Genomic DNA, 22928 nt, shown 5'->3' on the forward strand with positions numbered 1-22928 from the left:
CTTAAATTACTTTTTCACAGCATGGACGTAGTGAATTGTTTCAAAGGCGGTTAAATAATCTTTTCGATTGTCAAAATAAAGCTCATTAATTGTATCTGGCGATAGATGTTCGTAAATAAGCAGACCTGAGTTTTCTAACATTTTTTCCATTTCTTTATAAGTAAAACATGATTTCATCGGTTCACCACTTGCTGCAGCCATTTTTACCATGTTATCTACTCGGTTTGATATTCCTTGTTCTTTAAATAGTTTTTCATCTGCATAGTCCAACACTATCGAACTTCCTGTTGGTACATTGGCAAATAAGTGATCAATTAAACTTGAAATTTCATCTTTCGTTAAATAATAGGAAACACCTAGTAAACTAAATAAAGTTTTTTTATTGCCGAAGCCGCTATTTATTAGATTTTGATAGGAAAACTTTTTTGTGAAATCCAACGAAACGAAATGTACATTGCTTGGAAGCTTTAAATTGACTTCAGCTAATCTTTTCTTTTTAAATTCCTGTGTTGCAGGGTGATCAATTTCAAAGATTTTTAAATTGTTTTCAAGTTCCGGATGTCTTAGGCTAAATGTATCTAACCCTGCTCCGAGCATAACATATTGCTGTAAACCTAACATGATTTCATGTAACAAAACTTTTTCACAATATGCCGCACGTGCCAAGGGGGTAGGGGAGAGCTGAGTTTGCACAATCCATTTTAATAGCTCTTCCGTTTGTCCATTAAGTTTTACTGTGATTTCTTTGTTAAAAAACTGGATACCTTGAACCATATTTGTTTGAATGTCATTGAACTCTTGTTGTGTGATTAATTTTTTTGCTAGGTAGTCATCAAAAATTTTAGGGGTATCGAATTGACTATGATAGGCTCTACTAAAAGCTGAGATTAATGAAGTTAAACTGGATTCATCTTTGTTCATACAAGTACTCTCCTTCAAAAAAAATAGGATTCTCCTGGCCAGGAGAATCCTATTGTATAGATAAATTCTGTAAAAGTAAATTATTGCATAAATTACTTTTTTTGTCAAGTTTTAATTGCTGAGAAATTCTCTAAATTTAGAAATTTCCTTAATCAAATTTTTGGATAAATATTTTTCCGTTCGGTTGAATTTCTGCATAGAAAACTTCTTCGATTGATTGTATCTTTTCCTTTTTTAATTCGTTGTCTAACCATTCTCTACTTTTTCCAACTTCCAGTAGATTTTGTGGCAATAGCTTCCCATCTGTGATGACTTCAATGGGGATAAAAATCGGAGGTGGAGGAGAGATGTTTAAATCCATCTTTTGCGTGCCTTGAAATTCAGGCTTTTTCAAAATACTAAGCATGCCATTTGGTTCTAATATTGCATAGTCAATTTCTGTAATTGAAAAAATTTGATATTGTCTAATCATCATCGTAAGGTCATCAATATTTATTTTAGTGTTTGCTAAAGCTTTTCTATCTATTTTACCTTTTTTAATAACGATTGTCGGTTGTCCATCAAGGAATGTTCTTGCTTTTCCGGATTTTAGTGCGATATAACTAATTAAAGTAGTAAGCGTACACCAAACAATTAAGCTTAGTAAAAATTTTGTGAATACAATTGTTTTTAAAATTACCATGTTGGCTGCAATAGAACCAATTGTAATACCAGTTACGTAGTTAAAGAAGGTTAAGTGACTTAGTTGTTTTTTACCTAGAAACCTCGTAAGTGTCAGAAGAACGAAAAAAGTAATAACCGTTTGAACAACTACTTGTATATAACCTGTGTACAAATTCTCCCACTCCTTATCTAATTCCTAGAATACCCAATGAAATTTTAAAAGATACCTCAATACAACAACACAGGTGGATTCTAATTTATTAAAAATCTAACAGAATCAATACATTATTGGATCTTCATCATAATGTAAGGTTAATTTCCGTTTTGCTTCTTTTCCTCTATCGCTAATCCCCAAGGAGTCGCCACGTCTCCATTCCAATCAACGTATTAAGGTATACGTTTCAACAAATTGTATTTCTATTTTGGGTAATGGACTTATAATTATCAATAATGGGAAAAATACTCTCGTTTTGGTAATATAAGTATTATCTGATTAAAAGGAGAGGTTTTATGGATTCTAGAGTTCCGATTCAAGTTCGAAAAATTTTAAATGAATATATAACCCTAATTCAAAATAAACTACCGAATATCCTTGAAGGTTTCTATTTACATGGTTCAATTGCTCTTGACGCTTACATAAACGGTTCTAGTGATATCGACTTTATTGCAGTTGTCAATAGATCCTTAACCGAAGAAGATGCGAAAGTAATATCCGATCTTCACAAAGAATTAAATCGACAATACAAGGATACAGGGATGGATGGTTGTTATTTACTTGTTGAGGATATTGGCAAGAAACAGAGTGAAGTAAAAGGTTGTTTAAACGTAAACGAAGGCAAAACAAATTGGGGAAATGATCATATTAACCCAATTACTTGGTGGATTTTAAAAAATAAAGGTATGACAATTTTAGGACCGGATGTAGCTACATATAGCTTTAATGTAGATGAGAGCGTGCTTGGTGAGTATGTACTAGGAAATATGAACAGTTATTGGTCGAATAGATTAAAAAAAATTAAAAAATATAAAGCATTTTTAATACCAAATAAATTAGTTGATTTAGAAGTAGAGTGGTCAATAACAGGGGTTTTACGGCAATTTTACACACTGCAAGAACAAGATATTGTTTCAAAAGTAGATGCTTGTAAATATGCAATACATCATTTACCAGAAGAATTTCATAATATTATTAACGAAGCCATTAGTATTCGAGAAGGTTCCACTATTCGTTATTGTAAATCGAAAAAACAACGCATTGATGACACTATTCTATGTATGGATTATATACTTAAGCAATGTAATAGTGTCAAAAATTAATGAAATGTGGATGCATCAAAAGTTGGCGATGACATTTGTTAAAACGTCTACTATGTAAATAGTCGATTGGAGTGGAGACTGGGCGACTCCTCGGGGATCAGCGTCTCAGATGAGAGACCCTGCAGCGCAGCGGATGTTTTCTGTGCGAAAGCGTAGCGACAGCAACAAATGTTTTCTGTAGCAAAAGCGAAGCGGCAGCAACAAATGTTTTTTCTGTGCGAAAGCGAAGCGGCAGCAACAAAGCGCCCAGTCGGAACGGAAATCAACCACACGTTTTGGTGATGATCCAAAATTAATCAGTCTTAAATGACAATTAGGCTTTAGGGGGTAGATAGTATGAACAAAAATTATGTTAGCGCCGTGAAACAAAAAGGGGAAATCGTCTAATTAAAGTGTTTCCTCAAATTGAAAGGGGAAAATTAATTGAATCAAGCTCTACTTATTATTGATGCGCAGCAAGAATTAATGGATGGTAATGAGAAAGAAAGGGCTGTTTTTAAGAAGGAACAGCTTATTAGAAATATCAATTTAGTCATCGAAAAAGCAAGAAAATCCAATGTTCTAGTCGTCTTCGTAAGGGATCTCGATGTTGCTGAAGGTAAAGGGAAAGGATTCGCTATTCATTATGGCATTAATGTTCCTAAAGAAGCAAGGGTTTTCGATAAAAAAGCAACGAATTGTTTCCATGGGACTGAACTGTTAAATCATTTTCGATCTCAAGAAATTAAACATGTTGTTGTAATGGGGTGCTCGACGCAGCACTGTATAGATAGCGCCGTAAGAACTGCGACTATTAGCGGTTTGGATGTCACGTTAGTTGGTGATGGTCATTCAACAGCGTGTAGTGATGTTTTTAGTGCAGAACAAATTATAAAGCATCATAACAATACACTTCATGGTCATTACAATGTCGAACACTTTTCTGTTGTTAGAAATTCGGAAGAAGACTTGTTTCATCCTACACATGATTCTTATAGATAAGAAAGAACATTCAAGGGCATTCAGATAAAATTAAATTATACAGGATCTCTTACTGGCTTGATAAGAAAAGCTTATATCTTAAATTACAAAGTAATAAAAGATATAAGCTCTTTTTTATGGTCTGTTCGTAGAAATTGTCGATTTTCTAGAGGAGAATCCTTTGAAGCAATATAAGGAAGTATCTATTATTAGTATATAAATTGTAATTCGAAAGGTGGATTTGTATGACGATTTATATTGCACTTCTTAGAGGAATTAATGTAGGCGGGCACAATAAAATAATCATGGCACAATTAAGAAGTTCTCTTGAGCAACTAGGATTACATAATGTGAAGACATATATCCAAAGTGGAAACATCCTTTTTGAATCAGAGGAAACCGAGGAGCTTTTGGATAGGAAAATTCACGATAAAATAAAAGAGGATTTTGGGATATCTAGTGTTGTTGTTATGAGGACAGCAGAAGAAATACTACAAATTGTTAGTCAAATTCCTTTTTCAAATCAGGAGATTTCACAAGCGGAGCAATCCTGTAAAGGAGAATGCTTGCATGTTGCATTGTTGCCGGCAGCTCCTTCGAAGGTCAATAGCGACATGTTTTTATCCTATGCAAACGAAAGAGAGCTTAGTGTCATTGATGGAAGAAATGTGTATCTATTATTTCATGACAGCATTCGAAACTCCAAACTCGGTAATCATCTGAAAAAGCTTGAAATTCCAGCAACTGTCCGTAATTGGAAAACGCTCATGAAACTTTCAAGTATGGTCGAGGAATTCAAACATAAGAAAAGTGAACAATGATTTTAATTCTGGCAATAAAATGGCTGAATATCCAGAAATTTCATGATTTGTTCATAAATTTTTGGGAATTATGTGGTAAACTAGTAATGTCATGGTTAACAGACGAACACGCATAAAAAAGTCTAGGTATTCACGGCACTGAGTACCATTTTTAAGACAGTAAGAAAACACCTTATTTTACAACCAGTTGACGGTATTGAACCGGCGACTGGTTGTTTAATTTCGTTTTAATTCGAATATTGTTATAATAGTAAATGTATTCTTCGACAATTTTTATTACACACGCATTTGTTGTGCGATAAATATCATCGAGGTAGAACGTTTCAATTGGGGAATTATCAGCGGGCGTGCCTTTACGAGACATGCTCATGATAATTCCTTTTTCTTTGACTGCTTTCTGATACGCGTAAGATGTGTAAACAGAACCTTGAATTGAATCGTACAGAAGAACGACTTTCAAAGAAGAAAGCCAAAGATCTATACGATTTAGGAAAGATGAATGAAATAGAAGTAGGCACATTCAAGGGTCTTTCTGAAATCCATCAATATCTATTTGAAGATGTTTACTTCTTTGCTGGAAAAGTTCGAGAGGTCAATATAGCAAAAAGTAATTTCCGATTTGCGCCAGTAATGTATCTTAACCAATCTTTGAATCGCATAGATAAAATGCCACAAACTACTTTTGATGAAATCGTTGAAAAGTATGTTGAAATGAATATCGCCCATCCTTATAGAGAAGGCAACGGCAGAGCGACTAGGATATGGTTAGATTTAATCTTTAAGAAAGAACTTCATAAGGTTGTTGATTGGAATAAGATTGACAAGGAAGATTATTTACTGGCTATGGAACGTAGTCCGATTAGAGATATTGAAATTAAGCATTTGCTACAAAATGCTTTGGTAGATGAAATTAATAGCCGTGAAGTTTTCATGAAGGGGATTGATATTAGCTGTTACTATGAGGGATTTACTGAATATGACATTGATGACTTATAAAAAAGGGGCTGTTTAAATTATCTTAGGGTGACAACCTTCAACGTGTAGTAAATAGACCGAACATATTATATATAATATGTTTGGTCTATATTTCTGTTCGTAATTGGAATTGGGTGTTTGATTGGAAATTATCTCAATTATTTTTAAGGGAGATTGTGAAAAATTGTACTAACTAACGGTGCAGCATTCCTGTTTGAAGGATGATCGAGGTCTTGAAAGAAAAGGAGCCCTCTAGTATGATGCATGAGTGTCAACGACCATTGACCCATCATCAAACAAGGAGGACTCCTTTATGCATTCTAAATGGAATAATAAAATTAATCAAGAAACTGAAAATACATTCGTTATTGGTATGGATATTGCCAAGCAGAAGTAGAAGGTTACTTTAAACAGATATACCAAAGTGAAACTATAAATTTCATATCTATATTAAATGAAAATCTGAAAGAAAATGTGCAATAAAAAGAACAGCTAACATTTAAGCTAACTGTTCAAAGGGTTCTATAAAAGTGAATTATTATTAGGTGTTCATATCAACAGATTTTACTTGGTAATTATCTTCAGAAGTATCTACAACAGCAGATATTTTTTTATTCTCATTACCAACAACATGACCTTCTAAGTATACTTCATTAGTTGCATATTCACCTGAAGAACTAACCTTCATTTATAGTAACATCGATATTGTTTTCGTTTTTAAAATGCTCAACTGTAGCTTGTATAGCTTTTTCTTTAGTATCTGACCATGCTTCTTCACTAAATTCCTTAGGCATACCTTGGTCGATAAGGAAAAAAGCTATTAGAGCTAGAGCGATAATTGTAGTACCACCAAAAATAGCTATAAATTGAATTTTTTTGTCTTTCATAAAAACTCTTACCTCAAATCATGTTTTCTTATTAATTATTAACAATAGTAATTCTACAACACGATTTTAGTTTTAACAATTAAATTTGAGTTACATAAAACTTATAATTTTGTAAGTTTTAGTATCAATAAATATACACGAGTGTTACTGAATGTAGTGTAGTGTTATACCAATCCTAATTTAGAATAATGAATTTGGAAAACCATGCTTTTATGGATAAAATCGACTGTCTTTTGCTTTTTAATACACTTACCGCAATACAATTTTTCAATTGTAGTTTTACAAAAAAGATTGAACATTTAAAACAAAATTCGATTATTTAAAATAAAGATTGATAATTGATAAGAAAGTTTAATTAAAAATCCTGTGTTGATGTGCAGGATCTTTTCTTATTCCACAATCGGGCCAGATTATGAAATTATTTAGACAGTTTAGTTCAATAAGAAATAGCAATTAAAAAAATGATATATTTAGAAATAAAGGGATGAGGTTTGCGAAATGAAGAAAATAGGAACTATCCTTTTAGTTTTGCAACGCCATCAATTAAGTATGAAGTAATCAACTACTTAAAGGTATTCTGAAGTTCAAGTCCCTTAGAGTCTTGAAGAATAAAAGGAAGTATCTATTATAATATTTATTCATTATTTTTCGCTATACAACTAAAAAGGAGTGGAATGATGTTTTTCTTAACACGTGAACGACAGGAAGTATTCAACGCAGCACATACATATCCATTTGAGGAAGAGTTCGATGCTGAATTTGAAGATCATTTATATGAGCATTTAGCCGAGTATATAGATGTCTTACCACAAAAGTTTCAGTCGGGAATTATTGAACGAACTTTATTCCGAAATGATACTTTAATGGAAGAATTTGAAGAATGGTGCAATGTGACAATTGAGCAGTTCACAACTAAGAGTAATGCTATTTATGAAAAGCGTGAAGCAATTGTTGAATGCTTTAATCCGTCAGCACAAACCGTTTTTTCACAATCATTTCATGATGGTAAAATTTTAAATGCTGAGCAACAAGGAAATAATTTTACGCTTCTATTAGATATGAGTGGCGGGTTTACAGTCGAGTCAATTGTGCAGTTAGTTTTTCATGATGCACAAACAGAAGGTAATCTAGAAGGCTATTACGTGTATGACGAATTAATAATGATCGAAGGTAGCTTTGCATTACGAGTTTTATCTAGTTTTGGTAGCCCTTATGCTGAATGGACGATTTTCTTCAAAGATGTGATAGCAAAATACTTGTATCGTCCTGCAGTTTATATTGAACCGGGAGAAGTCGCTACGTGGGATGATTATGTTATTGCGCTAAACCTAGATGACAAATACTATATTGTAAAAGATATGCACTTTGTAGAGATTGATTTGGCTACTCTTTCGCAAACGGATAATGGGATTTTTGCTGGAGGGGTATTACTTGGTGATACCTTTGAGGAGGCAAGAGAGCGAATTTATTGTGCCACTTATGAAGATCCATATGCTCATTTTAGTGAGCCTATTCCGACTGATGAGTTGTTATTTGCTATGTTTGATTTAGACCAAAATATACGAGTACGTGCCTTCAACACAATTTTTGCACTAGGAGAGGATGCTGCATATATCGTTAATGATGCGCTACGTAAAGTCGATGTAAGCGCAGATGAAAATATGTATTTTGGCATTATAGCAAGCCATTTCGATCAACTCGGTTGTTTAGAGGATGATGTAAAACTGAAATGGCTTAGGGAATAAGAAGAGTGCTGTTCAAAACGTTCTCCGATTGAACAGCCTTTTTGTTTTTTTTAAGCCAGTATAGCTTGAGATTTATTTTATCGTAAATTTTTTAATACCTGAAAAACATCTTTTCTTTTACTAGCCGAGCTAATAGATTATCCTACATTACTCCATTAAAGGGCGCAATGGATGAATTTAGTATTGATGATGACCAGGAAGTAATGTCTTTAGTATATATCGGTATAGCAGCAATACAACTAGAGAGAAAATGTCTTCAAGAACAAGTATGTAACAATGCTATTGGTTTAATCGAACGTGGTGCAGATCTTGAACTTTCAGAAGAAGCAGATCAAAAAGGTTATGTATAAAAGCTAGATTGCTGTATCCATTTGGTATGGGTTCTATATAGAAAATATATAGTATCTTGACAAATTGTGTTTTTTAATTAAAATTAAATATGTTTAAAACTTTAAACATAGGGGTGGGAATTATGGAAAATTTTAATTGCAATAACAAAGAACAAGTTTTAGAAAAATTTAAATTATCAACCCCCATTTTCCAAGCACTTGGGGATGAGAATCGTCAACAAATCATCATTCTATTACTCACACATGATAGCCTAAACGTAAATCAATTAACAGAAAGAATAGAGCTTTCTAGACCAGCCGTTTCCCATCATTTGAAAATTTTAAGACAAGCAGGTTTAATTACTTTTAACCGGAATGGGAATGAAAAATATTATTCATTAAGTTCTAATGAGTTTCTAAAACAAATCAAAGAGCTAATTCAAACTATTGAGCAAAGCTATTGATTTGTTCTTTTTTACCAAATAATGTTCGTATGTTTAAAAACTTAAACATACGAACGTCGTTCAAAAGATTAGGAGGGTTTAAATCATGGGAAATAAAAATAAAAATCAATCGAGAAACATGTATTTATTAATGCTGTTCGTTCCTTTGTTTTGGGGTGGAGCCTTTGCGACAGCAAAGCATGTCATTACGGAAGTTCCACCACTTGTTGCAGCTACGCTACGTTTTGGCATAACAGGCATAATACTCGTTACATTTATAACAATTCAGAAAGAATGGCAGTGGCAAGTAATTAGAAATCGATGGCAAGGTTTATTATTTATTGGCTTTATCGGAATTTTCGGTTATAATGCTCTTTTCTTTACGGCATTGAAGTATACTTCAGCAACAAATGGTGCGTTAATTATAGCTGCGATGCCTGTATTCACTATGTTAGGGGCAGTCTTATTAGGTAAAGAAAAATGGAATAACAAATCTGGAACAGGTTTAGCTTTATCGATGATTGGCGTAATTATTGTTATTGTCAAAGGGTCCCTTTCTGATTTGTTTTCTCTTTCTTTTAACTTAGGAGATATTCTTTTTGTCGGGGCACTTTTATGCGGAGTTATTTATGCATTAATGGGTGAATCCATGCTTAAAGGTATACCAGTAATGCTATCGAATACTATTATGATGTTATCTGGTGCTGTTTTCCTAGCGATCAGCACGGTATTTGAAGGCGGTTGGGATCAAGTAGTTAATATGTCGGTTCAAAGTTGGATTGAAATGTTTTATATGGTCGTCTGTGGGACATTGATTGGCTATGTTATTTTTAACAAGGGTGTAGAGAGCTTAGGAGGTAGTAAAGCAAGCTTGTATTTAAACTTGACGCCTATAGTCGCAACATTACTTGCAGTTATTGCGTATGGCAGCTCAATTACAGTGATACAAATCGTTGGTATGGTGATGGTGTTGGTAGGTGTTTATATTGCTACTAATATAACAAACCAAAGTAATTCAGTACGAAATCAAGTAAAGGCTTAATAGAGAATACATAATCATTTTGAATTGGGTAAAGAAATTTAATACTTCTGTCTTAACAAATAGCCCGACTCCAAATGCTTTATTCAGAAAGCCGTGCTATGCAATAAATGTATAAATTTTTCAATGTCATAAGGTAAAACCAAGATACCAGGAACTCATTAATTTGAGCCTGGTATTTTTTTTATTAGATATTTTCTCTCACTTTAAAACAAATCAACTTGTCTTTCTATCAAGACAATTTAAATCAGCGAATTTAGAACTGCTGACCAATTGTAGTTTATTACAATTAATAATTTTGTAAGGAATGAGTAAGAAAAAAGAGATGATCGATTCGTACAATTAAAGTATAGGAAAGGGGGAAATTCTATTATGGATTAAGCGTGCTAAAAAGATTATCAATTAATGTCAGCTACTCTTAAAAACATAGCTCTTTAGAGGAGTATTTCTTAAATAAACGAACGGAGAGAAAATCCATGCTTAAACTGATAGAACTAGGATGGAAAAAATATCGATTATCTAACTATTTTATAGAAATAATCATTTGTATTGTGGCGACCTCCTGTCCTATTGAACTTGTGTCGTGGGGAATTAAAAATGGAAGCGGACTAATGCTATTATTAGATATTCTTGTTAAAACGACAGTGACTATTATTATAGCTATTATTTTATTACGTTTAATAATTGATAAATTCAAGAATAGTTATAGGCTGCTATTCAACATAATGAGTGTTGTTTTTATTATCATGCAATAACAAACTGAAGAGGAGAATTCGTTCTATGCTGCATTTACTGAAACTGGAAATGAAAAAATTTAACTTAGGTTGGTATGTGAAAGGTGCGATGATCGCAAACATCATGATAACTGCAGTAGTGTGTTCAGTAATTTTTATTGCGCAGAAGGAGGGGGATATACCCATTTCAACGTACGAAGAAGTTAATGTATTGATTGGTGCAAGCGTGAGGGCAACGTTTATTGTGTTTGCCTCTGTATTAATTGCGAAACTAGTTATTGAAGAGTATAAAAATAGAACAATTTTGATTATGTTCACGTATCCTGTTAGTCGCAAGAAACTGATTGCTAGTAAATTGACCTTGATTGCTTTTTTAACATTCATGACTACGATGATGTCGAATATCGTTGTTGCGGGTCTATTTTTGATCATTAATACTTATTTTCCTATCGTCCCATTTACAATAACTGCAAGCCAGTTCATAGGTGAAGCCATAAACATAGTACCTTTTGCTATTACCGCAACAGGAACAAGTTTAATTCCTTTCTATTTTGGAATGCGTAATTATTCTGTCCCGGCTACTATTGGTTCATCTCTTCTCGTGGTAGCAATTGCTTGTGCTTATAACCCAGAAATTTCTTTGGTGACCTTCATTCCACTGCAAATAGGGCTTGGAGCAGTTGGAGTAATAATTGCGTATCTAGGTATTCGTAATATTGAAAACGTGGATGTGGTGTAACAGGAAGTAATGTAAAATAGTTCTAGATATAAATACTTGTACTTACAACAAAAAAACAAAAAGAGAGAAAGCTACTAGAAATGGGAATGATTATAGGCATTATAACAGGTGCAGTGTCGGGAATAATTTTAGTATTAATCAGTATGATATTATTTTGGATAAGCAAGAGAAAACAACAAGAGAATCAATATGCAATAGGGTTCATGGTTGCAGGTTTTATAGCGTTATTTACATCTGGAAGTAATGCTTTAAGGTATTTCTTATAAGGAATTATTTTTGGCTCAAAATAAGGATTTGTGCAAGTCTTCAACGATACGGTTGTTCTGTTTGATAAGAAAAACTTATGGATTTACACATGAATTCATAAATTTCTTTTATGTTATTTGTTTGATAACATAAGATAAAGGAGGCGGAAAGATGAAAATTTTTGATGCACACTTTCACATTATTGATTTTAATTACCCTATTACTGAAAATCAAGGATATATACCACCTAGCTATGTTGTTGAAGATTACCAAAAAGAAACAGCGACTTATCATATTGTAGGTGGTGCAATTGTATCAGGTTCTTTTCAAGGTTTTGACCAAGATTATTTAGTAAATGCTTTAGAGAAAATGGGTTCTGCATTTTGTGGTGTTACGCAACTACCGTTTTCGGCGACAGATGATAAGATTATGGACTTACATAAAAAAGGTGTATGTGCGCTACGATTCAATGTGAAACGTGGTGGTTCTGAAGATTTATCCAAGCTAGATTATTTTGCGAGACGTGTGTATGATTTAGCTGGTTGGCATAGTGAATTATATATCGACGCAAAAGATTTGCCTGAAATTGCACCGACGATTGAAAAATTACCAGCGATTTCAATTGATCATTTGGGATTATCCGAGGAAGGCTTTCCTCATTTGTTACGCCTCGTAGAAAAAGGTGTACGAGTAAAGGCGACAGGTTTTGGTCGTGTGGAGCTCGAAGTAGGACATGCTTTGAAATCTATTTATGCTGTCAATCCTGAAGCGTTAATGTTCGGTACAGACCTGCCGTCCACACGAGCAAAAAGACCCTTTGCTTATGCCGATATTGAACTAATTCAAGAATTGTTTGAGGCAAGGGCAGCTGAGAAAATTTTGTATCAAAACGCGATGGATTTTTATTACAAGTGAGAGTTAGAAATCGCTAAAAGCCTTTCACAAATGTGGAAGGCTTTTATGTTGTCTGTGAGATTATTTAATAATATTAAAAAACAGACAATAGGTATAGAGCGTTAACTACACTAATACCCATTGTCAACAGTCTGTAATGATCATTGGAGCTTTTGGCAATCGAGCCAGTTAGTTTATACTGTGAGCATTGTTATTTTCTTTACGAATATCTTCTTTCTTTATGTTGGCAATAAATACACCTATTAAAGTAATCAAGCCACCAGTTATGGCAGAAAAATGCGGAACTTCACCAAGCCAAATCCATGCGATAAGAAATGCAAAAACAGTGGTTAAATAAAGCGTACTTGTTGCTTCAGCTGCCCCTGTTCGCGAAGTAACATAAGCAAGCGTAAAATATGGAATGATTGTTGGAAAGATTCCAAGATACAAAATGACTAATGTTGCATTTAACGGGGCATCCATTATTGCTTCACTTAGGCCGGGTGAGAATAGTAGCATAAAAATAGTACCTGACCAAATGGCGTACATCGTAAAGGGAATAGCGCCGTATTTTTCTAGATAACGATGTTGAAAAACAAAGTAAATACTTTCTGAAAGGGATGCTACTAAAATTATGACAATGCCAGTATTAAAAGTAAAACTTTCAGTTGAACCTCCTACAGAAATAAATGCTACACCACAAAAACCAACAAGTGAACCAACCCATCCCCATAAACCAAGCTTTTCACGATAAAAGAATACAGCTAATAAAGCCGTTAATATTGGGGTTGTTGAAACAAGTAAACTTGCAACGCCAGCACTAATCGTTTGCTCTCCATAATTTAGTGCTACTTGATACACGGTGAAACCTAAAAAGCCAAGTAATAAAATAATGGGGATGTCTTTTAACTTAGGTAAAGGAATTTTTCTAATAACTGCTATAATTATTAAAACGAATGATCCGATTAATAATCGTAAAAGTGATAAATGTTCAGGTGAATAGGCCATTAATGCCACCCGTATTCCTGGAAAAGCCGATGCCCATATTATGATTGTTATGAAATGAGCAGAAATAATTTTAAGATCTAATGTTTTTAACATGAATACACCTCGTTATCCAACCATTTAATTTTATGTTTTCAATATTAATAGGATTTTGGTAAAATTTCTCCAACAGGTTAAAATGAAAAAAACCAACCAGTTCAGAAAAGAGCGTATATATGAAAAAACCAAAATATCAATTGATTATAGATTTTATAAAAGGAAAAATTGCTAAAGGGGAGTGGGCGATCGGAAGTCCCATACCAAGTCAGCGTAATTTAGCAAAACAGTTTGAGGTTAATCGTAGTACAGTCATAACGGCATTAGAGGAACTAATGGCAGATGGGCTATTAGAAGGAAAAGCAGGGAAGGAAACGGTCGTCACCAATAATACTTGGACTTTGATGGGGGCAAAAACCTCGACTAACTGGAATGAAAATGTCAGATTAGGCATTCATAAACCTAGCGTTTCGATGGTGCAGGAGATTAACGAAGCGGAATCAAATACGAATCTTATTCAATTGAGTAAAGGGGAATTATCACCAGAGATGTTCCCGTTAGAAGAGATGAAAACCATCGTTCAAAAGGTTTCGAATCAATTAACTTCGTTTGGCTATGAAGAGCCGAAAGGAAATATGAAATTACGGCAAGCCATTAGTGACTATTTAAAGGTAAGAGGGGTCGAAGCGTCTCCGGCGTCCATTCTTGTAGTTTCTGGAGCGCTACAAGCTTTACATCTAATCTCGATTGGGCTCCTAAAAAGAGCTTCGACGGTGTTGTTAGAAATGCCGTCCTATCTATACTCGTTGACTGTTTTTGAGTCAGCAGGGATGGAGTTGCAAGGATTAGCAATGGACAACGAGGGGATTATTATCGATTCAATTTATCCGACAAAGGAAAAAGGAAAAAATATTTTATATTCGATTCCGACCTTCCATAATCCAACAGGCGCTTTAATGCAAGAAGAAAGACGTGCGAAATTAATTGCATACTGTGAAAGAGAGCAGCTGCCAGTTATAGAAGATGATGTGTACCGTGATTTATGGATTGACAATCCACCACCTAAACCATTGAAAGCAATGGATCTATACGGAAATGTATTATATGTTGGAAGTTTATCGAAAACCCTTAGTCCAGGATTACGAATTGGTTGGATCGTTGGCTCGGAGTCAGTCATAAATCGATTAGCAGATTTAAAAATGCAATCCGATTATGGATCAAGTACACTTTCACAACTCGTTGCAGCAGAGTGGCTAGCTAGTAATTTCTATGATGATCATCTTAATAACGTAAGAGAACAACTTAGCATTCGTAGAAAAATTGCTTTAGATGCACTGAATAAATATTTGAGCCATTACGCTACGTGGGACATCCCAAAAGGTGGATTGTTCATATGGGTGAAAATAAAGCCTGAATTTAAAGTGAAAAGGCTATTTGAAAAAGCATTATCCAACAATATTCTTCTAAATCCCGGTAGTATTTATGCTGAAAAATCGGGACAGTTTATACGAATCTCCTATGGGTATGCCTCACTCGATGAAATGAAAGAAGGCATATTCCAATTAAGTGAAATTATAAAAGGAGGGGTTAAATGAAACTATTAAACAAATTGCCAAAAAGTAACCCAAAATTACATGTAGACTTCATTAAAGATGGCTGGATTCCGATGAAAGAACCAAAAAAATTAATAAGTGCTATTTTGTTATCTATCCCTTTAATGCTTGTCGCTTCAATGATCTCTATTGGGGTAATAAATATTTTTTCTAGTATTTCATTGAGAGATTTTGGATTTGCTTCTGCTGGATTATCAATAACCATTAACTTAAGCGTTATTTTGGGAATCGTCTTACTATTAATCATTCACGAACTACTTCATTTGATATTCATTCCTAATTTTATGAAATCAGAAAAAACTTCTGTAGGGCTAACTCTGTTCGGGGGTTTTGTCATTACGGAAGAAGAAATTTCAAAATCAAGATATATATTCATTACGATTGCACCTTTTATGATACTTTCAATAATTTTCCCTCTAATTTTCAGTGCATTTGGACTTTTAACAACGACATTAAAGTTCCTGATTATACTAAACTCGATGGGATCGTCAGTTGATTTACTAAATCTTCTTCTTATAATGAAACAGGTACCGAAAAATGCAACTTTAAAATGTAATGGATCAAACACTTATTGGAAAATTGCTCAGACTGAACAAAAGGGTAAAGATAACGAATAAGTAAAAAATAGAATCATTGAAAAAGGAAGAAGAAATAAATGACAGCTCAAGAAATTGGCTGAAAAGCTTGGAGTGTCGAAACGAACTATTTATCGCGATATTGAATCACTGAATTTAGCGGGAATTCCTATAGTGAGTTATCCAGGTCAAGGTGGGGGATTAGGAATTTTAGCCAACTAAAAACTTGATAAAAAGTTTTTCTCTATTGATGATTTACAAAGTATACTAATTGGTTTGGATGCACTAAATAGTATACATACAGAAAATAATATAAATCATCTAATTACTAAAATTGTGGAAAAAGATGAGCAAACGATACTTAAAAATGCCGATATTGTCATCGACTTATCATCATGGTTCACGGATAACAGCTTTCAAGATTATGTAATACACTTTAGAAAAGTAATTAGAGGACAGTTATTAATGGCAATTGAATATCAATCAAAGTTTGGTTATAGCAAAAGAACAGTAGAACCATATATACTACTATTCAAATACTCATCGTGGTATCTATATGCTTTTTGTTTGGAGAGGAATCAGTTTCGTTTGTTTAAACTTAACCGTATTTTGTCTTATCATATTTTGACTGAACAGTTCATTGCCAAAGAACACGAAATTTCAGATTCAAGCCTCTTTTTTGAAAATAACTATTTTAAGGAAAATGATACTTTGTTTGACGTTGGACTGCAATACGAAAAGGAAGATGAAGCTTTTTTAATGGATAAGATAGGGGTACAAAAATTTCAATTTCATTCAAACAGCGCAACGATTACATTTAAAACTTCCGATGTATCGTGGGCCATTGATTTCGTCATTCATTTAAAAGACAAAGTGAAAGTGCTTGAACCTCCTTTTCTAGTAGATGAAATTAAAAACACCATAAAAAAAATAAGTAATTTTTATGAAAGTTGACAGGTTTATGTCAACTTTCTTTTGTTATTCTTTTCGAAAAGGAGGGTCATTCATAATGACAACAGAAATAGCAGTAATGATATCCGATGGTTATGCAGATTGGGAATTAAGTTATATTTGTCCCGAATTAAATAATTCAGGGAAGAATTTTAGAATTGTAACGATAGCCTTAACAAAGGAAACAGTAAGCTCAATGGGCGGTCTAAAAACTGTTCCGGATTATTCCATCGAGGATTATTTAAAAAGTAAAAATAACTTTTATTGTGTGGAGGAACTATATGGAAAGAGAAAAGCTACGAATTAGCTGATGTGAAAAAAATAGTTGATTACTGTCAACTTAATAGTGTGTTAATTTCAGCTATATGTGATGCAACTACATTTTTAGCGTACAATGGTTATTTAAATAAAGTAGAACATACAGGCAACTCTCATGATTTTATTGTCAATAGTTGTCCCAATTATTGTGGAAGTGAATTTTATATAGAAAAGCAATGTGTTAACTCCGGTGACCTCATAACAGCAAATGGGACTGCTACGTTGAAATTTGCAAAAGAGATTATGAATCATCTAAAAGTATATTCAGAAGAGAAGATACAAAAATGGTATGATTTTAATAAAAATGGTTTTTACGAAGAATAGTATTTTTGGAACGATTGAAGGTTAGAAGAAAATGAAATCATTCTTTGTTAAAAAGGATGTCTTGTATATAAGTTGATTTCCGTTCCGACTGGACGACTCCAGGAAGCTTTGCTCTGTGTGAGAGCGAAGCGTCAGCTACAATGGGCCTAGTTGGAACGGATATCAACTATACGTTATGATGATGGGCTATATTTTTCATTAGGCTAGACCTTTAATATATTTCGTAACATTCCCTAAACAACAACTACCTTGAGGATTGTTTACCTCACAGCCACAACGGTTTTCTTTTATATTTGCTCGAATATGTTCTAACGGATTAGGAGCGAGTTCATTTTCAACATGTTGTTTAATTTTTTCTTTAGTCCAATCAAAACAATAACAAACAGGTGTACTTAATGAATCATCCTTTTGATGTACATCTATCTTTATATCAGATAGAAGATACTCTTTATTGCTCGTATCAAAATAAACGACATGACAATCTTTAGTAGCACAAAAATAGTGATTATCCATAGCGTTTATAGATCCTAATACAGATGGTTTCATCATTGATTTAATAGTTAATAGTTGTACAATTTTAGCTTTATTTTTACAAGAGGGACAACTAATAGTGTTTTCATTTTTAAGGCCACTACAACAATGTTCCATCGGCATTCCACCTCGAATATTTTATTTTCAGCCGTTAACGTTCAATACCCGGCATTCGTACTTAATACACCTTATTTAGAGTATAAACCATGTACGAAGGTAGAGGGGAAAGGAATTCTATTTGCCACATAAGTTGAAGCATAATATTGACAAGACAGTGAACACACGACGAGCTTAGTGTTAGAATTCTTTTTTGAAAATCGTTAACTCTTATTTTACAATGAAATTAATGCCAAAAGAAAAAGAGCATCATTTAGCGCGAACTACATTCTGATTTGTTAGCAGGTCTAACAATTGGGATGCAGTTTAAATTATCGTTTAGGCTTTATAAAATAAAATACTTTTAAGGTGATAAATAGTATGTTTTTAGGATTTGAATGGCTCCCTAAAAAATGGGGGAAAAGAAAAGTTTCGGAGCGGTTTCTTCAAGCAAAATTTACTGAAGAAGGTAAAGGGATTACGATTACTACATATGCTATTGATTTATATATAATATCGATTCCTTTAGAAGTGAAAAAATATAATTCACTTTAATTTCTTTTAGCTGGTGTCCAAACCTCCGCTGAAATAAAGGAGGTCGGACTAAGAACGATTTTCTTCACCATGAAATGGTGGAAACCGTTGATACATCAATGTTTATAGAAGGAGGTTGTTTCAATAAGGGTCTCGTCACTCTCTATATATGGTTTTATTTAGACAGTGCACCAGCAACGTTTTTCTGCAAAATCCCAAAAAGCCTTGTAATTAACTGCGTTCTACGCCTTTACATAAAAAACTGTATTTACATTTATTTGGGGATTTTTTTCAATGAGGTTGGATCGTTAAAAATCTGAATTTTGATTATTATATTTTAAGATTTTTAACTTTATAATGAATAGAATTATTACTAAAATCATCAGAAATAGACCTAGATTGAGTAGCCCATTTCCTAAGGGATAGTTTATTGCATATTCTTTTTGAAATTCCAATAGCTCTTGACTATTTATAGAATTAATATCTTGTAAAGGGATAAGGATCATTTGTAATAAAGATCCCATTACTATTAAACAAAATGATAAAAAAATTATGCTGAAAAGTGTTATCTTATTAAAAATAAATCGCATAATGTCACCTCAATTTTATCTCTATTTCTTACATAGACGTTTTTACTCGATAAAGGTTGTTCGATACAAAAAAGCTCCCAAAACAAGGTTCGGGAACTTTTTATACTTAACTTTGTAATTACTTATGCCGCGACCCTTATGAGAAATCAGCCTACCTTAAGTGAAGCATTTTACTCTGTGTTTATAGAGCTTTTACTCTAAGATTAGTTAATGGGTTTTATTGACCTAGATTTGAAGAAGAATTTCTTTAATTGATTCGTTTTTGATTTAAAATGCGAAAATAAAAAACATCCAATAATAACAATCAATCCCCCAATTCCTTGCGTCCAAGAGATGCTCTCTCCTAAAAATAAAAACGCTAGAAGTGCTGTGAAAATTGGATTGAAATTAAGGAAAACACCGGATGTGGTAGCCCCTAATTTTTGAATACCAATGCCCCAAAGTACCATACAAACGACAGTGGAGATAAACCCTGTATATAAAAGTGATAGTATAAAAGAATGATTAACATTAGAAATGGTAAAATCCCTAAGGTTAAACGGCAATAGGATAAGAAGTCCAAATATCCCTGAATACAATGTTGCCATTAGTGGCGAGGTAGTTTTCATTGCCCATTTATTACAAACAGAATAAATTCCCCATACACATACAGCTGCAAGCATCCATAAATCACCCAAATTAAAATGAAATGACAATAATAGGTTTAAATTCCCCTTTGCGAGGACGAGGAGAACACCGAACAGTGACAGTAGCATTGCAATTGCTTGAAGTAAATTAATCTTTTCCTTTAGAAAAACAGTTGAAAAAATCGCAATTGAAATTGTATTTAATGTAGAAATGAAGCCAACATTCGTCGACGTAGTTCTTTCCAATGCTAAAAATTGAAAGATATTGAACAATACCACACCTGTAACGCCCATTAACAATAAAGGGAGGAGGGCATCCCGAGAGGGAAGTAATCTTTTTTCTTTCCACCTCACCAATGGAAGAAGCACAGCGACGGCAATGAGCCATCTTAAGCTCGTCAATGTTAACGGAGAGGCATGATCAACAAGAGATTTGGCAACTACAAAATTGCCTCCCCAAAGTAAACTAGTTAAAAGCATTAATAAAACATAGACATTCTTCAAATCACGATCTCTCCTTTGATTTCCTTATGTAAAATTGAGTTTTTAGATAAAAGAATAATAACATTTTTATCTTTTTAACTGTATAATATTTTGTGTGATGAATGAAAAACGAAATAACAATAAGAATAACTGGATTTTTCGGAATAAAATTAATAAAAGCCGCCGAATGTAGCTGAAATTTCGAATATAAAAAAGGGAGAAAAATGCATGAAAGATGTTGAAAGAAAATCATTAGATAGTGTTGATACTCAAATACTGGATATTTTACAGAGAGAGGTTCAGATAAGTAATGCAGAGATAGCGAGACGGGTGAATTTGTCCCCACCGGCAACCCATACGAGAATAAAACGTTTAGAAAGTGAAGGATTTATTGACAAACAAGTTGCCATTTTAAATCAAGAGAAACTGGGATTCGATTTACTGTGCTACATATTCATGAGTACAAATATTCATCAAGCTAAGGAATTAGAAGCTTTGGAAAATGCCTTAAAAACAATGACAGAAATATTAGAATGCCATTGTTTAACTGGAGAGTATGATTATCTTTTAAAGGTTGTTATTAAGGATCGAAAAGAATTAGATCGCTTTATAAGAAAATTAAATAGACTGGGCATATCCCGCATTCAAACGAACTTATCTTTACGAGAAATTAAATATTCAACAGTCTTACCGATATCAGAAGTTGAACAGTAGAAGTTTTATGGATTTTAGCATCGTCGCCTAAGTGGTTTAGGTCAAAATAAGAAGCAATACAGGGGGCATTATGAAAACATTTATATATATGGTACGACACGGTGATTCACCAAAAGACGGAAATGAGAGAACGAGAGAATTAACTGAAAAAGGTAGATTAGACGCTCAAAGAATAACTGATATTCTACAAAAAGAGGGCATTGATACTGTTATCTCAAGTCCGTATAGTCGTTCAATTTTAACTGTTCAGAAAGTAGCTGAACAAATAGAAAAAGAGGTAATTGTGTTTGAAGATCTTAAAGAGCAAATTTTTAGTGCTGGGGATAAGCGGATCTCAGACAAGGAATTATTCCCTTTATTAGAAAAGTCGTTTTCTGACCCAATCTATGCTTTAGAGGGAGGAGAGTCAAATGCTGCCTGCCAACAACGTGCTATTAAAGTTTTAAAAGAATTAATAAATACATATCAAGGACAGAAAGTAGTAATCGGCACGCATGGGGCTGTTATGACTTTAATGATGGGGTTCTATGATAGTAAATATGATCTGAACTTTTTACTACATACAACAAAGCCAGACATATACAGAATGGAATTCGATGGGCAAGAATTGGTCGATGTAAAAAGACTGTGGAAGGTTTAAGTAAGGGCACTGAATAACTTATGATTCGCTAAAATAAACTGTATTGAGCATTTATAGTCAATTCATACCAAAAGGTTTTGGTTTTTAGTGGCTGTGATTAAATGATTTCCAGTTGTTCTATTACAGGTTTAAACGTTGAAACGAGAAATTTGAAAAAAGTAAAAGAAAGTATAACAAAGACTTTACTTCCTAAATTTGCGAAGATGAGAAAGTGGATATAAGAAAATGAGCAGTATGAGCGGGTAACAAGAAAAAGTGTGGTATAAAGGCCAGGAGTATATGTCTTTAAAATGAGTGTTTGTAAGATATGCCACAAGATTATGTAAGAGGAAAAAATAGATAAATAATACGGCTGTCAATTATTTTCTATAAATCGAACTTTAAAAAATACAATGCGAAGTCACTAGAAATATAAATACATCTCTTTTAGTAAATGAATGTGAATTGATATTCCAAAACTTCCAAATTAGCAGTTTTAAATTGTTATTAATGTTTTTAACTAGATGAGTTGTTTTTTTGAGACCAGTTTTCAACATTTAAATAAAAATAACTACAAAAATCCAAATTGCGTTGTGTAATTCAATCAGAAATATTTTTAGTGTAGCCTCCACAGAAATAATGTGTGATTTTTCATTAGCATTGATTACAGTAAATGTAAAATAATCTATTTGGATAAAAGGGTCACCAGGCTGGGGAGGGGACCCTTAAATCGGAAATTTTAATACTCTCTATTCAAAAAAGTAGCGCCGATAATAATTAGAAGTATAAATAGAACAACAATTAAGGCGAATGAAGAACCATTACCATATCCGCCACCATAGTAGCATCCATTATTTATACCACCAACGTTTCCGTAGTATCCCATATATATCCCTCCTTTCTACATTCTATAATATGTAAGCTATAGAGAAGGAGTGGGGTGTTAAACCATGCAGCTATAGGCATTGAAAAAATATTTTTTTGTGAGATAAGAAAATAAAAAAGGGTCACTTGGGATAGGAGTGACCCTCAGTAAAACCTTCGGAGGTGTAAGGCTAAATTAGCTTTACCTTACTATTATTATGATGTGATAGCTATGTTTGTATAGTGAATAGCCTGTGACATAGATATGAAAATAAAAAAGCAGTGGCATCCTCACATGCTACATGATACTAATGAACAATATGAGAGAAATGTGCA

At 33.4% G+C, this 22928-nt stretch carries 27 protein-coding genes and 2 pseudogenes; 20 read left to right on the forward strand and 9 right to left on the reverse strand.

The annotated features are described in order from the left end of the window. Window positions 1–6 precede the first annotated feature (6 nt). Window positions 7–921: a class I SAM-dependent methyltransferase gene (locus ACIQZA_RS17335; protein WP_402884330.1), complete on the reverse strand. Its 915-nt coding sequence runs from the start codon at window positions 919–921 to the stop codon at window positions 7–9. A 148-nt stretch (window positions 922–1069) separates the two neighbouring features. Continuing rightward, window positions 1070–1756 (reverse strand): DUF421 domain-containing protein, encoded by a 687-nt coding sequence (locus tag ACIQZA_RS17340; protein ID WP_402884331.1) that lies wholly within the window; start codon window positions 1754–1756, stop codon window positions 1070–1072. Between the two features lie 338 nt (window positions 1757–2094). Between ACIQZA_RS17340 and ACIQZA_RS17345 the strand changes: the two genes are divergently transcribed. From ACIQZA_RS17345 to ACIQZA_RS17355, 3 genes are all read left to right on the forward strand, one after another. Next, on the forward strand, window positions 2095–2901 hold the full coding sequence (locus ACIQZA_RS17345) for an aminoglycoside adenylyltransferase domain-containing protein (protein ID WP_402884333.1): 807 nt from the start codon (window positions 2095–2097) through the stop codon (window positions 2899–2901). Window positions 2902–3324: 423 nt separating this feature from the next. Then, the gene (locus ACIQZA_RS17350) at window positions 3325–3882 is read left to right on the forward strand and encodes an isochorismatase family protein (RefSeq protein ID WP_402884335.1); all 558 of its coding nucleotides are present in this window, start codon (window positions 3325–3327) and stop codon (window positions 3880–3882) included. 224 nt (window positions 3883–4106) lie between these two features. Beyond that, entirely contained in the window at window positions 4107–4682 is a 576-nt protein-coding gene (locus ACIQZA_RS17355; RefSeq protein ID WP_402884337.1) for a DUF1697 domain-containing protein, read from the forward strand. Between the two features lie 172 nt (window positions 4683–4854). Here the strand turns inward: ACIQZA_RS17355 and ACIQZA_RS17360 are convergent. Further along, window positions 4855–5118, reverse strand: a pseudogene (locus tag ACIQZA_RS17360) (IS3 family transposase); the annotation flags it as partial. On the opposite strand from ACIQZA_RS17360, the gene fic reads away from it, so the two are divergent. Continuing rightward, on the forward strand, window positions 5094–5678 hold the full coding sequence (gene fic, locus ACIQZA_RS17365; protein ID WP_400940483.1) for a protein adenylyltransferase Fic: 585 nt from the start codon (window positions 5094–5096) through the stop codon (window positions 5676–5678). The pseudogene ACIQZA_RS17360 and the gene fic overlap by 25 nt on opposite strands. 656 nt (window positions 5679–6334) lie before the next feature. Here the strand turns inward: fic and ACIQZA_RS17370 are convergent. Beyond that, a complete protein-coding gene (locus ACIQZA_RS17370; RefSeq protein ID WP_402884339.1) occupies window positions 6335–6544 on the reverse strand; it encodes a hypothetical protein in 210 nt (69 codons plus the stop codon). 674 nt (window positions 6545–7218) lie between these two features. Between ACIQZA_RS17370 and ACIQZA_RS17375 the strand changes: the two genes are divergently transcribed. The 7 genes and pseudogenes from ACIQZA_RS17375 to ACIQZA_RS17405 all read left to right on the forward strand — a co-directional run bounded on the left by ACIQZA_RS17375 (window position 7219) and on the right by ACIQZA_RS17405 (window position 12734). Continuing rightward, window positions 7219–8289 carry a DUF4085 family protein gene (locus ACIQZA_RS17375; RefSeq protein ID WP_402884341.1) on the forward strand — a complete coding sequence of 357 codons (1071 nt, stop codon included), beginning with the start codon at window positions 7219–7221 and terminating at the stop codon, window positions 8287–8289. A gap of 155 nt (window positions 8290–8444) precedes the next feature. Next, window positions 8445–8639, forward strand: a pseudogene (locus ACIQZA_RS17380) (MarR family transcriptional regulator); the annotation flags it as partial. 122 nt (window positions 8640–8761) lie between these two features. Then, window positions 8762–9082, forward strand: a complete 321-nt coding sequence (locus ACIQZA_RS17385; protein ID WP_142509552.1) for an ArsR/SmtB family transcription factor — start codon at window positions 8762–8764, stop codon at window positions 9080–9082. Window positions 9083–9167: 85 nt separating this feature from the next. Next, window positions 9168–10103 carry a DMT family transporter gene (locus tag ACIQZA_RS17390; protein WP_402884343.1) on the forward strand — a complete coding sequence of 312 codons (936 nt, stop codon included), beginning with the start codon at window positions 9168–9170 and terminating at the stop codon, window positions 10101–10103. Window positions 10104–10576: 473 nt separating this feature from the next. Beyond that, window positions 10577–10855 carry a hypothetical protein gene (locus ACIQZA_RS17395; protein ID WP_402884345.1) on the forward strand — a complete coding sequence of 93 codons (279 nt, stop codon included), beginning with the start codon at window positions 10577–10579 and terminating at the stop codon, window positions 10853–10855. A gap of 25 nt (window positions 10856–10880) precedes the next feature. Next, window positions 10881–11573, forward strand: a complete 693-nt coding sequence (locus tag ACIQZA_RS17400; protein WP_402884346.1) for an ABC transporter permease — start codon at window positions 10881–10883, stop codon at window positions 11571–11573. Window positions 11574–11990: 417 nt separating this feature from the next. Beyond that, on the forward strand, window positions 11991–12734 hold the full coding sequence (locus tag ACIQZA_RS17405; protein ID WP_402884348.1) for an amidohydrolase family protein: 744 nt from the start codon (window positions 11991–11993) through the stop codon (window positions 12732–12734). 168 nt (window positions 12735–12902) lie between these two features. Here ACIQZA_RS17405 and ACIQZA_RS17410 read toward each other — a convergent pair whose 3' ends face one another. Continuing rightward, window positions 12903–13814 carry a DMT family transporter gene (locus ACIQZA_RS17410; protein ID WP_402884349.1) on the reverse strand — a complete coding sequence of 304 codons (912 nt, stop codon included), beginning with the start codon at window positions 13812–13814 and terminating at the stop codon, window positions 12903–12905. Window positions 13815–13933: 119 nt separating this feature from the next. On the opposite strand from ACIQZA_RS17410, the gene ACIQZA_RS17415 reads away from it, so the two are divergent. Genes ACIQZA_RS17415 through ACIQZA_RS17440 form a run of 6 tightly spaced genes read left to right on the forward strand, consistent with a single transcriptional unit; the run spans window position 13934 to window position 17535 of the window. Continuing rightward, window positions 13934–15349 carry an aminotransferase-like domain-containing protein gene (locus ACIQZA_RS17415; protein WP_402884351.1) on the forward strand — a complete coding sequence of 472 codons (1416 nt, stop codon included), beginning with the start codon at window positions 13934–13936 and terminating at the stop codon, window positions 15347–15349. Next, entirely contained in the window at window positions 15346–15984 is a 639-nt protein-coding gene (locus ACIQZA_RS17420; protein WP_402884353.1) for a DUF3267 domain-containing protein, read from the forward strand. Before ACIQZA_RS17415 ends, ACIQZA_RS17420 begins: the two co-directional genes overlap by 4 nt. 54 nt (window positions 15985–16038) lie before the next feature. Then, window positions 16039–16164, forward strand: coding sequence for an HTH domain-containing protein (locus ACIQZA_RS17425; RefSeq protein ID WP_400940507.1), 126 nt, complete (start codon window positions 16039–16041; stop codon window positions 16162–16164). Between the two features lie 54 nt (window positions 16165–16218). After that, complete coding sequence (locus ACIQZA_RS17430) at window positions 16219–16896, forward strand: helix-turn-helix transcriptional regulator (RefSeq protein WP_400940509.1); 678 nt, start codon at window positions 16219–16221, stop codon at window positions 16894–16896. A 55-nt stretch (window positions 16897–16951) separates the two neighbouring features. Beyond that, the gene (locus tag ACIQZA_RS17435) at window positions 16952–17200 is read left to right on the forward strand and encodes a DJ-1/PfpI family protein (RefSeq protein ID WP_400940512.1); all 249 of its coding nucleotides are present in this window, start codon (window positions 16952–16954) and stop codon (window positions 17198–17200) included. A 5-nt stretch (window positions 17201–17205) separates the two neighbouring features. After that, a complete protein-coding gene (locus tag ACIQZA_RS17440; protein ID WP_402884356.1) occupies window positions 17206–17535 on the forward strand; it encodes a DJ-1/PfpI family protein in 330 nt (109 codons plus the stop codon). Window positions 17536–17733: 198 nt separating this feature from the next. Here ACIQZA_RS17440 and ACIQZA_RS17445 read toward each other — a convergent pair whose 3' ends face one another. Continuing rightward, window positions 17734–18183, reverse strand: coding sequence for a putative iron-sulfur cluster-binding metallochaperone (locus ACIQZA_RS17445; protein ID WP_402884358.1), 450 nt, complete (start codon window positions 18181–18183; stop codon window positions 17734–17736). A 360-nt stretch (window positions 18184–18543) separates the two neighbouring features. On the opposite strand from ACIQZA_RS17445, the gene ACIQZA_RS17450 reads away from it, so the two are divergent. Next, window positions 18544–18717, forward strand: a complete 174-nt coding sequence (locus ACIQZA_RS17450) for a hypothetical protein (protein WP_185903505.1) — start codon at window positions 18544–18546, stop codon at window positions 18715–18717. Window positions 18718–19489: 772 nt separating this feature from the next. Here the strand turns inward: ACIQZA_RS17450 and ACIQZA_RS17455 are convergent. Then, window positions 19490–20392, reverse strand: a complete 903-nt coding sequence (locus ACIQZA_RS17455) for a DMT family transporter (RefSeq protein WP_402884383.1) — start codon at window positions 20390–20392, stop codon at window positions 19490–19492. A 231-nt stretch (window positions 20393–20623) separates the two neighbouring features. On the opposite strand from ACIQZA_RS17455, the gene ACIQZA_RS17460 reads away from it, so the two are divergent. Both ACIQZA_RS17460 and ACIQZA_RS17465 read left to right on the forward strand, forming a co-directional pair. Continuing rightward, complete coding sequence (locus tag ACIQZA_RS17460; protein WP_400940520.1) at window positions 20624–21109, forward strand: Lrp/AsnC family transcriptional regulator; 486 nt, start codon at window positions 20624–20626, stop codon at window positions 21107–21109. Between the two features lie 70 nt (window positions 21110–21179). Beyond that, entirely contained in the window at window positions 21180–21749 is a 570-nt protein-coding gene (locus ACIQZA_RS17465; RefSeq protein ID WP_402884359.1) for a histidine phosphatase family protein, read from the forward strand. Window positions 21750–21846: 97 nt separating this feature from the next. Here the strand turns inward: ACIQZA_RS17465 and ACIQZA_RS17470 are convergent, their stop codons facing one another. Together ACIQZA_RS17470 and ACIQZA_RS17475 are read right to left on the reverse strand one after the other, a co-directional pair. Then, window positions 21847–22065 (reverse strand): hypothetical protein, encoded by a 219-nt coding sequence (locus ACIQZA_RS17470; protein ID WP_402884361.1) that lies wholly within the window; start codon window positions 22063–22065, stop codon window positions 21847–21849. A gap of 402 nt (window positions 22066–22467) precedes the next feature. Beyond that, window positions 22468–22614, reverse strand: a complete 147-nt coding sequence (locus ACIQZA_RS17475) for a YjcZ family sporulation protein (RefSeq protein WP_400940524.1) — start codon at window positions 22612–22614, stop codon at window positions 22468–22470. Window positions 22615–22928 lie beyond the last annotated feature (314 nt).

The sequence above is a fragment of the Lysinibacillus sp. NPDC096382 genome, assembly GCF_044762845.1.
Lineage (GTDB): Bacteria > Bacillota > Bacilli > Bacillales_A > Planococcaceae > Lysinibacillus.

Coding starts and splice junctions, on each gene's coding strand:
- ACIQZA_RS17415 (WP_402884351.1), top strand. CDS start 13,934: ATGAAAAAACCAAAATATCAATTGATTATAGATTTTATAAAAGGAAAA.
- ACIQZA_RS17475 (WP_400940524.1), bottom strand. CDS start 22,614: ATGGGATACTACGGAAACGTTGGTGGTATAAATAATGGATGCTACTAT.
- ACIQZA_RS17385 (WP_142509552.1), top strand. CDS start 8,762: ATGGAAAATTTTAATTGCAATAACAAAGAACAAGTTTTAGAAAAATTT.
- ACIQZA_RS17375 (WP_402884341.1), top strand. CDS start 7,219: ATGATGTTTTTCTTAACACGTGAACGACAGGAAGTATTCAACGCAGCA.
- ACIQZA_RS17370 (WP_402884339.1), bottom strand. CDS start 6,544: ATGAAAGACAAAAAAATTCAATTTATAGCTATTTTTGGTGGTACTACA.
- ACIQZA_RS17400 (WP_402884346.1), top strand. CDS start 10,881: ATGCTGCATTTACTGAAACTGGAAATGAAAAAATTTAACTTAGGTTGG.
- ACIQZA_RS17355 (WP_402884337.1), top strand. CDS start 4,107: ATGACGATTTATATTGCACTTCTTAGAGGAATTAATGTAGGCGGGCAC.
- ACIQZA_RS17390 (WP_402884343.1), top strand. CDS start 9,168: ATGGGAAATAAAAATAAAAATCAATCGAGAAACATGTATTTATTAATG.
- fic (WP_400940483.1), top strand. CDS start 5,094: ATGTGTAAACAGAACCTTGAATTGAATCGTACAGAAGAACGACTTTCA.
- ACIQZA_RS17465 (WP_402884359.1), top strand. CDS start 21,180: ATGAAAACATTTATATATATGGTACGACACGGTGATTCACCAAAAGAC.
- ACIQZA_RS17460 (WP_400940520.1), top strand. CDS start 20,624: ATGAAAGATGTTGAAAGAAAATCATTAGATAGTGTTGATACTCAAATA.
- ACIQZA_RS17420 (WP_402884353.1), top strand. CDS start 15,346: ATGAAACTATTAAACAAATTGCCAAAAAGTAACCCAAAATTACATGTA.
- ACIQZA_RS17405 (WP_402884348.1), top strand. CDS start 11,991: ATGAAAATTTTTGATGCACACTTTCACATTATTGATTTTAATTACCCT.
- ACIQZA_RS17450 (WP_185903505.1), top strand. CDS start 18,544: ATGTTTTTAGGATTTGAATGGCTCCCTAAAAAATGGGGGAAAAGAAAA.
- ACIQZA_RS17410 (WP_402884349.1), bottom strand. CDS start 13,814: ATGTTAAAAACATTAGATCTTAAAATTATTTCTGCTCATTTCATAACA.
- ACIQZA_RS17435 (WP_400940512.1), top strand. CDS start 16,952: ATGACAACAGAAATAGCAGTAATGATATCCGATGGTTATGCAGATTGG.
- ACIQZA_RS17455 (WP_402884383.1), bottom strand. CDS start 20,392: ATGCTTTTAACTAGTTTACTTTGGGGAGGCAATTTTGTAGTTGCCAAA.
- ACIQZA_RS17395 (WP_402884345.1), top strand. CDS start 10,577: ATGCTTAAACTGATAGAACTAGGATGGAAAAAATATCGATTATCTAAC.
- ACIQZA_RS17345 (WP_402884333.1), top strand. CDS start 2,095: ATGGATTCTAGAGTTCCGATTCAAGTTCGAAAAATTTTAAATGAATAT.
- ACIQZA_RS17445 (WP_402884358.1), bottom strand. CDS start 18,183: ATGGAACATTGTTGTAGTGGCCTTAAAAATGAAAACACTATTAGTTGT.
- ACIQZA_RS17335 (WP_402884330.1), bottom strand. CDS start 921: ATGAACAAAGATGAATCCAGTTTAACTTCATTAATCTCAGCTTTTAGT.